13 protein-coding genes are annotated in these 12,757 nt (G+C 69.3%); 6 read left to right on the top strand and 7 right to left on the bottom strand.

Annotation, left to right across the window (positions count from 1 at the left end):
* Nucleotides 1-43 precede the first annotated feature (43 nt).
* Nucleotides 44-421: a 30S ribosomal protein S8e gene (locus tag P1K31_RS03635; RefSeq protein WP_276304916.1), complete on the top strand. Its 378-nt coding sequence runs from the start codon at nt 44-46 to the stop codon at nt 419-421.
* A 241-nt stretch (nt 422-662) separates the two neighbouring features.
* On the opposite strand, the gene P1K31_RS03630 is transcribed toward P1K31_RS03635, so the two are convergent.
* Nucleotides 663-1,658 carry a PhoU domain-containing protein gene (locus P1K31_RS03630; RefSeq protein ID WP_276304915.1) on the bottom strand — a complete coding sequence of 332 codons (996 nt, stop codon included), beginning with the start codon at nt 1,656-1,658 and terminating at the stop codon, nt 663-665.
* 296 nt (nt 1,659-1,954) lie between these two features.
* Between P1K31_RS03630 and phoU the strand changes: the two genes are divergently transcribed.
* Nucleotides 1,955-2,632 (top strand): phosphate signaling complex protein PhoU, encoded by a 678-nt coding sequence (gene phoU, locus P1K31_RS03625; protein WP_276304914.1) that lies wholly within the window; start codon nt 1,955-1,957, stop codon nt 2,630-2,632.
* A gap of 566 nt (nt 2,633-3,198) precedes the next feature.
* On the opposite strand, the gene P1K31_RS03620 is transcribed toward phoU, so the two are convergent.
* From P1K31_RS03620 to P1K31_RS03610, 3 genes are all read right to left on the bottom strand, one after another.
* Nucleotides 3,199-3,729 carry an MFS transporter gene (locus tag P1K31_RS03620; protein WP_276304913.1) on the bottom strand — a complete coding sequence of 177 codons (531 nt, stop codon included), beginning with the start codon at nt 3,727-3,729 and terminating at the stop codon, nt 3,199-3,201.
* On the bottom strand, nt 3,726-4,184 hold the full coding sequence (locus tag P1K31_RS03615) for an MFS transporter (protein ID WP_379793827.1): 459 nt from the start codon (nt 4,182-4,184) through the stop codon (nt 3,726-3,728). The genes P1K31_RS03620 and P1K31_RS03615 overlap by 4 nt, the downstream gene beginning before the upstream one ends.
* Nucleotides 4,185-4,472: 288 nt before the next feature.
* Nucleotides 4,473-6,692 carry a CDC48 family AAA ATPase gene (locus tag P1K31_RS03610; protein WP_276304911.1) on the bottom strand — a complete coding sequence of 740 codons (2,220 nt, stop codon included), beginning with the start codon at nt 6,690-6,692 and terminating at the stop codon, nt 4,473-4,475.
* A 130-nt stretch (nt 6,693-6,822) separates the two neighbouring features.
* On the opposite strand from P1K31_RS03610, the gene larC reads away from it, so the two are divergent.
* Nucleotides 6,823-8,226 carry a nickel pincer cofactor biosynthesis protein LarC gene (larC, locus tag P1K31_RS03605; RefSeq protein WP_276304910.1) on the top strand — a complete coding sequence of 468 codons (1,404 nt, stop codon included), beginning with the start codon at nt 6,823-6,825 and terminating at the stop codon, nt 8,224-8,226.
* Between the two features lie 22 nt (nt 8,227-8,248).
* Entirely contained in the window at nt 8,249-8,515 is a 267-nt protein-coding gene (locus tag P1K31_RS03600) for a hypothetical protein (RefSeq protein WP_276304909.1), read from the top strand.
* 263 nt (nt 8,516-8,778) lie between these two features.
* Here P1K31_RS03600 and P1K31_RS03595 read toward each other — a convergent pair whose 3' ends face one another.
* On the bottom strand, nt 8,779-9,531 hold the full coding sequence (locus P1K31_RS03595) for a hypothetical protein (protein WP_276304908.1): 753 nt from the start codon (nt 9,529-9,531) through the stop codon (nt 8,779-8,781).
* A gap of 66 nt (nt 9,532-9,597) precedes the next feature.
* Nucleotides 9,598-10,290 carry a DNA repair and recombination protein RadB gene (radB, locus tag P1K31_RS03590; RefSeq protein WP_276304907.1) on the bottom strand — a complete coding sequence of 231 codons (693 nt, stop codon included), beginning with the start codon at nt 10,288-10,290 and terminating at the stop codon, nt 9,598-9,600.
* 81 nt (nt 10,291-10,371) lie between these two features.
* Here radB and P1K31_RS03585 point away from each other — a divergent pair, with 81 nt between their 5' ends.
* Nucleotides 10,372-11,076: a helix-turn-helix domain-containing protein gene (locus P1K31_RS03585; protein ID WP_276304906.1), complete on the top strand. Its 705-nt coding sequence runs from the start codon at nt 10,372-10,374 to the stop codon at nt 11,074-11,076.
* Nucleotides 11,077-11,160: 84 nt separating this feature from the next.
* Here the strand turns inward: P1K31_RS03585 and P1K31_RS03580 are convergent, their stop codons facing one another.
* Nucleotides 11,161-11,550, bottom strand: a complete 390-nt coding sequence (locus P1K31_RS03580) for a secondary thiamine-phosphate synthase enzyme YjbQ (protein WP_276304905.1) — start codon at nt 11,548-11,550, stop codon at nt 11,161-11,163.
* Between the two features lie 127 nt (nt 11,551-11,677).
* On the opposite strand from P1K31_RS03580, the gene P1K31_RS03575 reads away from it, so the two are divergent.
* Nucleotides 11,678-12,682, top strand: a complete 1,005-nt coding sequence (locus P1K31_RS03575; protein WP_276304904.1) for a DHH family phosphoesterase — start codon at nt 11,678-11,680, stop codon at nt 12,680-12,682.
* Nucleotides 12,683-12,757 lie beyond the last annotated feature (75 nt).

Here is a 12,757-nt window from a genome sequence, read left to right as displayed (position 1 = left end):
CCGCATCGAGCGTTTTAAGCACCTCTCGGGACACCTCCACCGTATGAAGTACCAGGGACGCTCCCGGACCAAGCGCACCGGTGGTCGACGACGCCCGATCCACAAGAAACGCAAGCACGAGCTCGGCACGACCCCGACCGAGACCCGCGTCGCCGACGCGAAGCTCAAGACCGTCGACACGCGCGGGGGCAACGTGAAGGTCCGCGCCATCTCCACGGACGTCGCGAGCGTCGCGACGGACGACGGCGTCGTCTCGGCGACCATCAACGGCGTCACGCGCAACGACGCCAACCCGAACTACGTCCGCCGGAACATCATCACCAAGGGGGCCGTCATCGACACGTCCGAGGGCGCGGCCCGCGTCACCTCCCGCCCCGGTCAGGACGGACAGGTCAACGCCGTCCTCGTGGACGACGAATAGGGGTGAATAGGGGCGAACAGGGGACGAACGCGAACGTGCCGGACCGCCGACCGCAGCGCTCGTCTCCGGGTGCATCGCGTCGTGGGCCGTTTCCTCGTGGACCTGACGGGACTCGATCTACCGGGGATAACCACCTCTCCCGGCGAACCGAGGACCGGAGCCCCGCGACGTTCCGACGGTCGGCGGCGCGGTGACGGAGAAGGGATCGTCCGGGATCGAACGCTTCAGAACGATTTCGGTTCTACGGCTTGGGTGCGGCCTTCTGGAGCGCCGTCTCGGCCACGTTGCCGCCGTAGTCCGCGCTCCGGCCGAGGGAGTCGACGACGAGGCCGAGCAGCTGGGCCTGCTGGGGGTCGAGTTCGCGGATGAGCTTGTCGACCTCGCGGGCCTGCGCGTCGATCTCGTCCACGCGCTCGCGGGCTTCGTTGGCGAGTTGCGTCGCGCGCTCCGAGTCGTCCTCGAGGAGCGCGTCCATCGCCGTCTCGGTGATGTCGCTCGCCTCGACGAGGAGTTTCTGCAACCCGTCCGCGGCCTCCCCGGGGATCTCCTCGAGTTCGAGGGCGTGTTCCGCGATCTTCGTCGCGTGGTCGGCGATGCGCTCCAGTTGGCGGGCGCTCGAGTGGTAGTCGAAACAGCTCTCCCGTCCGAGGCCGACCTCGGTCGCGGTACTCGGGTCGCGCAGCACCGACCGGAACACCCGCGAGGTCATGTACCACAGGCGATCGACGTCGTCGTCGCGCTCGATGACGTCCTGGGCGAGGTCGTCGTCGTTCTCGACGAGCGCCGTGATGGCGTCGTTGAGCATGCTGAGCGCGACCAATCGCATCCTGGTGATGGCGTTGATGATCGAGAGTTCGGAGGAGTCGAGAAGGTCCTGCAGGATGATGTGCTCGCTCGTCTCCCCGATGACCTCGAGCCCGACGAGGCGCTGGGCGGCCTCGCGGATCGCCCGACGCTGCGAGGCGGTGACCCGCGCTGTCTCGAGGTTGATGATGTCGAAGCCGCTCACGTACATCGTCATGACCGCCCGCATCAGCTCCCTCCCCTCGAGGTTCGTTATGTCGAGCGTCCCCTCCGTCCGCCGCTCCTCGCCCTTGGGCGTCAGCAACAACGAATCGTCTTCCGGATAGAACTCGACGATGCTTCCGGCGCTGACGCCGTTGTCGGTCGCCCACGTCTTCGGAAGCGACACCGTGTAGGTCGAGCCACCCGTCACCTGCACCTTGCGGGTTTCCATGTTCCGCTGTCGAGAGCGACGGGCCATAAATCAATCCATTTCTATATATCGAGTGGCGGTCTACAGTTCCGACATGTCACCAGGGGATACCTCGCCGGAAGTACCGACGACTCCGGTTCGACGTCCGGCGACGTCGCGTCGAGCTCGAAACCGGTCGCTCGCGCGATCAGCAGCGGGAATCGAGTAATATGATGACATACGTACCCACACGTCTCGGTCGTGATGTGAACGCAAGCATATTTATTTCGTGAGCGCGCCCACAGGTATATGAACGACACGTCCGTGGTGATCCGCTAATGGCACGACAGGGATACCAAGAGAAGCTGTCCTCGCTCCGCGAGGACGTGCTCTACATGAGCGAAGTCGTCTCCGAGCGTCTCCGGATGGGACTGTCCGCCCTCGAGGGGAAGGACCGCGACCTCGCGATGGAGGTGATCCAGGGCGACGATGAGGTCAACGAACTCTACCTCGATCTTGAGAGTCAGTGCATCGACCTCCTCGCGCTGCAACAACCCGTCGCGGGCGACCTCCGCTTCATCGCCGCCTCGTTCAAGATCATCACCGATCTCGAACGCATCGCCGACCTCGCGACCAACCTCGGGACCTACACCCTCGACGCGAAACGCGACGTCTATCCCGACGTCGACATCCAGGGGATCGGTCAGGTGACCCTGGAGATGATCGAGGACGCCATGAACGCCTACGAGTCGGAGGACGCGGACGCCTGTTTCGACATCGCCGAGCGCGACGACGACCTCGACCGCCTCTGCGAGCGCGCCTCCGAGATCGTCGTGCGGGACCTGATCGAGACGGAGTTCGTGGAGGGGGACGACGAGGAGATCGAGGCGCTCATGCAGGACGTCTCTCGCCTCCTGCTGACCGTGCGCGACCTCGAACGCGTCGGCGACCACGCCGTCAACATCGCCGCGCGCACCCTCTACATGGTCGAGAACAGCGACGAACTGATCTACTAGAACCCACCATTTAACTGCCACCTTTTGCTGCGCTCGCGCGCCAGCGACACGCTTCGCGCTCGCTGGCGGCTCGCTGGCAAAAGCTGGACCAAAACCCTCCTCACCCCCGAGCGAAGCGAGGGGGTTCGTCGGTCCGCTCGCTCGTTTCACTCGCTCGCGGGTGCCGCGCTGGTGCTATCGGTGGTGTTCAGGTCGGTAGGGTGGTCTTGCCGGTCCGTACTTTTATAACCGAGAACGGGACCAGAGACCTCCGTGACGTGAGGATCGTCGCGGGGTGCTCGCGGTTGTGCGACGCCACGCCCCGCGAACCGGACACCCCGCCGCGGCGTCGCCTGCACGCCCACGTTTTGCCGCGGTCGCTCGCTGCGCTCGCTCCCTGGCAAAACCTGGACCAAAACCGCGCCTCACTCCCTGCGGTCGTTCGGCGCGGCCGCTCGTTCGCGCCTGCGGCGCTCACTCGCGGGTGCGCGACGCCACACCCCCGCGACCCCCGCCCCGTCGCGGCGTCGCCTGCACGCCAGGGTGTCGTCCAGCGCACGCAGGGAGTGCGGTGTCGAGTCGAGACCTCACTCTGCGCGGCTCGCCACCGTCCCCTGTACGACTACCAGGAGCGCCCCGAGAGCGACGCAGCCGGTCAGCAGGGAGAGGGCCGCCGACCAGCCGGCTCGCGTCGCGACGCTCCCGACGACGACCCCGCCGAGCGACCCGACGAGGATGTAGACGGTACGGACGAGACCGAACCCGACGCCCCGTTCGTCCACGCTGAGGCCGTCGACGATGCGGGACTGGACCGGCGGGCTCCACGTCATTCCGACGCCGACGAAGCAGGTCGCGAGCGTCGCGGCGACGAGATCCGTCCGGACCGCCAGCAGCGCGTACCCGAACGCTCCGGCGGCGAGCGCCGAGACCGTCGTCGCGCCGCGTCCGATCTCGTCGGAGAGCCACCCGACCGCGGGCTGGCCGACGGTCAGCACCGCGAAGTAGAGGGCGAACAGCGCGCCCGCGGTCGTCGGCGCGAATCCGTGGTGCTCCTCCAGCACTGCGAGCAGGAACGAGAAGGTCGCCACGTCGGCGAACTGGCCGAGCGACGCGATCACGGTCGCGACCGCGAGGTCGCGGCGGGAGAGCAACTCGACGAGCGCGGCGACGTCGGGGCGGTGAGGCCGACCGCCTGCCCGCCGAGCCGATGGACGCCGATCGCTCTCCCCGTCTCCGCGTGGAGATTCGTCAGAAGGGTCGTCGCCGGGGTGTAGTAGAGGCCGGTCGCGAAACCGAGGAGGGTCATGGCGAGGACGAACGTGATCGGACTCGGAGCCAGCGCCAACCCCAGGCTGCCGACCGCGGTGGCGGCCAGCGATCCGAGGACGACGCGACGCTCGCCGACACGGTCCCCGAGCATCCCGCTCGGCAACTGTACGAGGGCGTACCCGGCGGTCATCGCAGTGAACCCGACGCCGAGGACGCTCGTCGTCGTCCCGAGACCGTCGGTCACGGCCGGTACGAGTGGACTGACCACGAACTCGCTGAAGCGCGTCGAAGTAGGCGAGCGCACGGAGAACGAGCGTGGTGTCGCGGCAACGCCGGTCCATCGAACGTCCGGCGAGACACCGAGCTTCGCGACAGAAGCGTTACTGAGACTCAGCGTCCGACGCCATCGGCCGTTCGTCCACCGTCGCACGAGCGCGCCGTTCCGCGAGCGACCGCAGGGAGCGAGCGGACCGACGGAACCCCCGAAGGAGCGAAGCGACTGAGGGGGTGACGCGGGCTTTTGGTCCAGATTTTGCCAGCGGGGGTCCTTCGGACCCCGCGCGGCGAAAGGTGGCAGTTAAAAGCTGGGTTCTTATTGGAAGCCGATGCGGCCGCTCTGTCGCTCCGGGGTGCGCTGGCCGCCGCGGAACTGGTCCTCGATGTCCTCGTAGTACGAGCGGATGTCCTCGGAGATGGTCGGCCGGACCGACTCCATCGCCTGGCGGAAGTGGCGCATCTCGACCTCGTCCGCGTCGTGGTCCTCGCGGAGCGCCTCGATGGCCGCCTCGCGGCAGATGCTCTCCAGGTCGGAGCCGACGTACCCGCCCGTCAGTTCGGCGAGTTCGCGCAGGCTCACGTCGGGCGCGAGCGGCGTGTCGCGCGTGTGGATGCGCAGGATCTGCTCGCGCCCCTCGAGTTCCGGCTCGCCGATGAAGACGAGGCGGTCGAAGCGACCCGAGCGGATGAGCGCCGGGTCGATCATGTCCGGGCGGTTGGTCGCGCCGATGACCATCACGTTCTCCATCTCCTCCAGCCCGTCGAGCTCGGTGAGCAGCTGGTTGACGACGCGCTCGGAGACGTTCGAGCCGACGTCGCCGCCGCGGCCGGGCGCGAGCGAGTCGAGCTCGTCGAAGAACACGACCGTCGGCGAGACCTGCCGCGCCTTGCGGAACGTCTGGCGGATGGCCTTTTCGGACTCGCCGACCCACTTCGAGAGTAGCTGCGGGCCGCGCACCGAGATGAAGTTCGCGTTCGTCTCGTTGGCGACGGCCTTCGCCATCAGCGTCTTACCCGTCCCCGGCGGGCCGTACAGCAGCACGCCCGACGGCGGGGCGATCCCCATGCGCTCGAAGCGCTCGGGGTTGTTCATCGGCCACTCGACGGACTCCTGGACCTGCTGTTTCGCGTCGGCGAGGCCGCCGACGTCGTCCCAGGTCATCTTCGGGAGTTCGACGAGCACCTCCCGCATGGCGCTCGGGTCGACCTCCGCGAGCGCGCCGCGGAAGTCGTCCCGCTTGATGATCATCTTGTCGATGAGGCTCGGCGGGATGTCCTCCTCGTCGAGGTCGATCTCGGGGAGGTACCGCCGGAGGGCCTTCATCGCCGCCTCCTTCGTCAGCGACTCGATGTCCGCCCCGACGAAGCCGTGGGTCTCGTCGGCGAGGTGGGCGAGGCTCACGTCGTCGGACAGCGGCATCCCGCGGGTGTGGATCTGGAGGATCTCCTTGCGGCCCGTCTCGTCGGGGACGCCGATCTCGATCTCGCGGTCGAACCGGCCGGGCCGGCGCAGCGCGGGATCGACGCTGTCGACGCGGTTCGTGGCGGCGATGACGATGACCTGCCCGCGCGATTCGAGGCCGTCCATCATCGTCAGGAGCTGAGCGACGACGCGCCGCTCGACCTCGCCGGTCACGTCCTCGCGCTTGGGCGCGATGGAGTCGAGTTCGTCGATGAAGATGATGGAGGGCGACTCCTCGCTCGCGTCCTCGAAGATCTCGCGCAGCTGCTGTTCCGACTCGCCGTAGTACTTGGAGATGATCTCGGGCCCGGCGATGGAGAAGAAGCTCGCCGAGGTCTCGTTGGCGACGGCTTTCGCCAGCAGCGTCTTACCGGTACCGGGCGGCCCGTGCAGCAGCACGCCCTGGGGCGGCTCGATGCCGAGCTTCTTGAAGATCTGCGGGTGTTTCATCGGGAGCTCGACCATCTCGCGGACGCGCTGGATCTCGCCCTGCAGGCCACCGATGTCCTCGTAAGTGATGCCGCCGCCGGTCTTCTCGAAGCCGGAGATGGGCTCTTCGCGGAGTTCCACTTCGGTATCCTCGGTGATGAGTACGACGCCCTCGGGTTCGGTCTCGACGGCGATGAGCGGGATGGCCTGGCCCGGCGAGCGCATGAACGGGTGGTTCGTGCTCGACATCACGGGCACGATGTCGCGCTCGACGACGGGGCGCTTTAAGATCTGGCGCTTCACCATCCCGGCGGCGTCGCTGCCGAACTGCACGCTCGCCTCCTCGGGCGGCGCGAGCACCAGTTTGTTCGCCTTCTTGGCCTCCGCCTTGCGGATGGTCACCCGCTCGCCGATACCCACGTCGGCGTTCTGGCGGGTGAACCCGTCGATGCGAACGGTGTCGGTGTTCCAGTCCTGTCTGTCGGCGCGCCAGACCTTCGCGGCGGTCCGGTCGCCCCCCTCGATCTCGATGATATCACCTGGACTCAACTTCAGGTGTAGCAGCGTGTCCGGGTCGAGGCGGGCGATGCCGCGCCCCGAGTCGTTGGGGTACGCCTTCGCCACCTCCAGTTGCACTTCGTTCATATTGCGGGGTTACCCGTAGGTCGGGTTCGACCGGGTATATCCCTTTTGCTCGTCACAGTCACGGGTTGGCGTTTCGACGGGTCGAGCGCCGACCACGCGCTTTTTTCGCGCTCCCCGCCGACCGGGTACCATGGACACCATCGCGTTCGACGGGCGCATGGGCGCGAGCGGCGACATGCTCCTCGCGTCGCTCCTCGCCGCCGGGGCCGACCGCGACGCCCTCGCCCCCGTCGAGGACGCCCTCCCCGTCGAGTACGACGTGCGCGAGATCGAGAAGAACGGCATCCTCGCGACGCGCGTCGTCGTGCGGTTGACGGACGACGCGGCGGACCCGGACGGTTCCGAGTCCCGCGACGGCGAGGGGAACGAGCACCGCGCGCACGGACACGACCACGAACGCGACGAGAACGGCGGGGACGAGCACGATCACGGGGGGCGCGACCACGCGCACGCCCACGATCACCCCCACGAACACGCCCACGATCACCCCCACGAACACGCGGAGGGGGCCGGTCCGCTTCGCACCTATCGCGAGGTCGTCGAACTCGTGGAAGGGATGGGTCTCCCGGCGGGGGTCGAGGCCGACGCGAGGGCGATCTTCCGGATCCTGGGGGAGGCCGAGGCGCGGGTGCACGGCACCGACCTCGACGACACGCACTTCCACGAGGTCGGCGCGGACGACGCCGTCGCGGACGTGGTGGGCGTCTGCCTCCTGCTCGCCGACCTCGACCCGGAGCGCGTCGTGACCACGCCGCTCGCGACCGGCGGCGGCGAGGTGTCGATGAGCCACGGCACCTACCCCGTTCCGACGCCGGCGGTCGTGAATATCGCCGCCGAGGCCGACTGGGAACTGCGCGGCGGTCCCGTCGAGGCGGAACTGCTGACCCCCACCGGCGCGGCGATCCTCGCGCACGTCGCGGCCGGCGTCGAGACCCTCCCCACGCTCGCGGTCGAGCGCGTCGGGTACGGCGCGGGCGGCTACGACTTCCCCGAACACCCTAACGTGCTCCGCGCGCTCGCGGGGCGCGCGCGCGGCGGTCTCCTCCGCGACGAGATCCGCGTGCTGGAGACGAACGTCGACGACGCGTCCCCGGAGGTGCTCGGCGGCCTCCACGAGTCGCTCGCGGAGGCGGGCGCGCGCGACGTCTCGATCCTCCCCGCGACGATGAAGAAGTCCCGACCGGGACACCTCGTGAAGGTGATCGTGAAACCCGAGGACGCGGGCCGCGTCGCGCGCCGCCTGGCCGAGGAGACGGGCACCCTCGGCGTCCGCGAGACGGGCGTGCGACACCGCTTCGTCGCCCGGCGCGCCTTCGAGACGGTCGAACTCGACATCGACGGGCGGACCGTCGAGGTGTCGGTGAAGGTCGCCAGCGACGAGGAGGGCCGGGTCTTCGACGCGAGCGCGGAGTACGACGACGCGGCGCGCGCGGCGCGGGAGACGGGCCTCCCGACCCGGGAGGTGATGCGCCGGGCGGAGGCGGCGGTCGGGGACGCCGACCGACAGGTTCGGTCGCGAGAAAGACATAAGTGACCCCCTCACCGAGTGCCGCCGGATGAACCTATCGGCGGCACTCACCGTCCTGCTGGAGACACTGACCACGCCGATCCGCCTGCCGGTCGATCCCCTGTCGCGCCGGGGGTCGCCCGCCTGCGACCACGACGCGGTCACGCCCGACACCGAACTGTACGACGAACGCCGGGACGAGTACACGCGGCTGTGCACCTGCGATCGCTGCGGCGCGCGCCTGGCCCTCCGCTACGAGCGGACGGCGGCCGCGCGCATCGACCGGAGCCCCGATCGACCGCCGAGCGCCGAGTGAGCGACGGCGGCCGCGGTCAGGCCCTACCGCGGACAGCCGCTTCCGTCAGCCCGACGGCGGTCGGCCCGCCCCCGTCCTGCACGACGAGCACGAGGTCACGCAGGTCCAGTTAGCCAGGACGTGTCCATCCAGTGTGCGAACTCAACGTTCGTGTCGGTCGGTTCGGACATGCGGTGGACACGTCGTCCGAGAGGATAAGCGTGCGATCCGGTGGCACCCCACCGGTGCCCTTACCTCGCGCGCGCCGTCCCGCCGGCGGCGCGTCACTCCCTCCGGTGCTCGTCGAGCGCCTCGTCGAGGCTCAACTCCCCGCGGGCGACCCGGCGAGCCAGCGACTCGGTGATGGTGCGGTTGTCCTCGCTGCGCTCGCGCGAGCGGCTCTTTATCACCTGGATCTCGCCGTCGGTGGGCTCGATCTCGCGTCCCTCGACGCGCTCGCCCGGCAGCAGCGCGATGTTGACGGCGGCGAGCACGTCCCCCATCCCGCGCGCCCCGGTGCCGACGTAGGGGGTTGTCCCCGTCTCGTCGACGAGTTCGACCGGCACGTCGGCCGCGAGGTCGTCGACGATGCGCGCGCCGACCAGCCGCGCGCCGTCGCCGATCCGGACGACCGGGTCGACCGCCTCCTCCAGTTCGCGGCGGACGACCTCGGCCGCGTCGGTCGCCGGTACCTGGAACGCCGCGACGACGAGGTCGCCCGAGAGGACGGCGATACCGGGGCGCTCGCCGGGGTCGATGCCGACGACGGTGCGTCCCTCGGCCCCCCGCATGACCGCGAGCGCCTCCTCGACCGCCGCACGGGGGGCCGCCGGGTCCGCGCGGACGACCGCGACGTCGCGTTCCGCCCCCGCGAGCGCCGCCTCGCGGACGTCGTCGTCCGGACCGACGATCAGCAGGCGGGCGTCCGGCGGGAGCGGGTCGTCGAGCTCCTGGGTGGTGAATCCCGCGCCGCGCTCGCGGAGTTCGTTGACGACGCCGTGGTAGACTTCGAAGTCCTCGGTGGCGACGACGATCACGGTCTCACCTCGGGACCGCACGGGCATGTCTCTCTCGCCCGAGTCACGGTCGCCCCCGTGACACGATCAGGGCTCCCCGCCGGCCACCATCCCGCCCTCGACGATGCGAAAGCGGACCGACTCGCCGACCGGCTTCGATCGGTGCTTCTCGAGCGTCGCGCGCCGGTTACCCCCGCGGAAGCGTTCGAGGCGCAGGACCGCGCCCGACCAGTGAGAGAGGGTGTGTCCGCCGAGCGCCCGCGTGCGGTCCCCCTCGGGGTCCGAGAAGACCTGGTTCGTGATGACGACCGCGAGGTCGTAGCGCCGGGCGAGCGACAGGAGGTGGGTCACCTGGCGGACGACCGTCCGGAGCGCCTCGCCCTCGTCGTCGTTCTCGCGTTCGAGGCGGTAGAAGCCGGTCGCGCTGTCGAGGACGATCAGGTCGATCTGGGAGGCGACCTCGGTCGCGTCGCGGACGGCCTCGGCCTGCTCGTCGAAGTCGAGCGCCTCGGTGATCATCACCCGCGAGGCGAGGTCGTCGACGCCGTCCTCGCCGACGCGGGCGCGCGCCAGCTGCTCGAAGCGGTCGATCGAGAGCCCCTCGGTGTCGATGTAGAGGGCGCGGTTGCCCTCGGCGACTGCCTCGACGGTCCCCCCGAGCGCGAGGTTCGTCTTCCCCGCCGCGGGCGGGCCGTACACCTGCGTCACGGTGCCGCGCTCGAACCCGCCGCCGAGGAGGTCGTCGATGGGCGGACAGCCGGTGGGGATGGGGTGGGTCACTACGTCGATCGTTGGACACATCGGGTAAAAACGTCCTCGATACGCCAGCGCTTTACCGTCCGGGAACTCGGGACGAGACGAATGACCGACCTCCGCCACACGCTGGCACAGCGCATCGCCGGTGAGGTGGTGCTGAGCGACGATCCCGGTGGAACGCTGCGCAAGTGGCGCACCGACTTCGACGTCGCGCAGACGGCGCTCGCGGACCACCTCGACGTCTCGCCGTCCGTCATCTCCGACTACGAGAGCGGCCGCAGACAGAGCCCCGGCATCGGCGTCGTCCGGCGGGTCGTCGAGGCGTTGCTCGACATCGACGAGGCGCGCGGCGGGACCCACGTCCGCCAGTTCGCGCGGGTCATCTCGGCGGGCTTCGAGAGCGACATCGTCTACGACCTCCGGGAGTACCCCGCCACGGTCCCGATCTCGCGGTTCTACGACGCCATCGACGCCGAGGAGGTCGTCGAGGGGACCCAGCGTACGATCGCCGGCCACACCGTCATCAACTCCATCGAGGCCATCACGCGCCTCTCCAGCGAGGAGTTCTACCGCCTCTACGGGCAGTCGACCAACCGCGCGCTCGTGTTCACCGACGTGACCCGCGGGGAGTCACCGCTCGTCGCGCTCCGCGTCGTCACGCCGACGCCGAGCGCGGTCGTACTCCACGGAATGGACCGCGACGCGCTGTGGGAGCACGCCCCGGCGCTCGCGCGGGTCGACGGGTTCTCGCTCGCCGTCACCGACCTCGACCTCGACGCGATGCTCGACGCGCTCCGGACGGTCGCCTGACGCTCCGCTCCGCACCGTGGTCGACGTGCCACCCGCGGGACGACGGACCCCGGCGCCCCGACGAAACCGTCGTCGCGACGGGGATCAGTCGCTCCGCGTCGCGGTCACCGTCACCCGCCGCGAGCGCGGGCCGTCGCACTCGACGAGGAGCACCGACTGCCACCGTCCGAGCGCGAGGCGGCCGTCCGCGACGGGGACCGTCACGCTCGGGCCGAGCAGCAGCGCCCTGAGGTGGGCGTCGGCGTTGCCGTCCAGTTCGTCGTGCCGCCAGCCGTCGTCCGCGACTGCGTCCCCGAGGAACCCGACCACGTCGTCGAGCAGGCGCGACTCGGCCTCGTTGACGACGACGCCGGCCGTGGTGTGTCGGACGAAGACGGTGCAGACCCCGGTCGCGTCCGACGGAACGGCCCCGGCGACCCGGTCGGTCACGTCCACCACCTGCGTTCGCGCGTCCGTTTCGACGGTGAACTCCATACCGCGGGGAGGACGGGAACGCACATACCCCCTCCGTCGAGCGACGGCGCGCCGTCCGGGATACGTGATTTTCACAGTGTTATAAAAATAAAGCGAGGTTTATTCGTAAATCGACCGTAGTGTCACCGTGGGCTACGCACAGCAACTCGTCGAAACACTCGACGAGGTCGAATCACTGCTGGTGGTCTGTCACGACAACCCGGATCCTGACTGCATCTCGAGCGCGCTGGCGCTCGAGACCATCGCGCAGGTGGTCGGCGTCGGGACCGTTCGAACCGCCTATAGCGAGGAGATCTCCCACCAGGAGAACCTGGCGTTCATCAACCTCCTCGACATCGAACTCCACGAAGCCGAGGAGTTACGCCCCGGCGAGTTCGACGGGATCGCGCTGGTCGGGCACGCGGAGCCGGGCGTCTACGACGACCTCCCGACGGACGCCGCTCCGGACATCGTCATCGACCACCGGCCCTGCGACCGACCCGAGAACGTCTCGTTCACCGACTGTCGCACCGGTTACGCGACGACGGCGGCCATCGTCGTCGAGTACCTCAGGGCCCTCGACATCGTCCCCTCCGAGCGCCTCGCCTCGGCGCTCCTCTTTGCCCTCCACCGGGAGCGACTCGACCACGTCCGGAACCCGACGGCCAACGAGTACGCCGCCGGGGCCTACGTCCGCCCGTACGCCGACCTCGAACTCGTCGAGCAGATGTACGGGGCGGCGTTCAGCCCCGCGACGCTCGACGCCATCGGCGAGGCCATCCGCGGTCGGGAGGTCAGGGGGTCGGTGCTCGTCACCTCCGCGGGTATCACGACCGAGACGGACGCCCTCCCGCAGGCGGCACGGTACCTGCTCAACCTCGAGGGCGTCCGCACCGTGCTCGTCTTCGGCATCGTCGAGGACACCATCCGGATGAGCGTCCGCTCCACGGACCCCCGCGTCAACGCGGGCGACGTCGTCCGGCGGGCCTTCGACGACGTGGGGAGCGCGGGCGGCTACCGCGACATGGCGGGCGGCGAGATACCGCTCGGCCTCTTCGCCGACGCCGCGGACGACGACGTCGTCCTCCGCTACGCCGCCGAGCAGGTGAGCGACCGCTTCTTCGAGGAGATGCACCTCTACGACGAGGACTGACCGCGACGGAGGGTAGCCACTGTACGCCCCCGGCGGTTCGGCGCCGGCGCGACTGATTACGTATTGCGAAATGGA

The sequence above is a fragment of the Halomarina halobia genome (genome assembly GCF_029338575.1).
Lineage (GTDB): Archaea > Halobacteriota > Halobacteria > Halobacteriales > Haloarculaceae > Halomarina > Halomarina halobia.
Note: the sequence above shows the minus strand (reverse complement) of the source record. Positions and strands in the feature narration are given on the sequence as shown.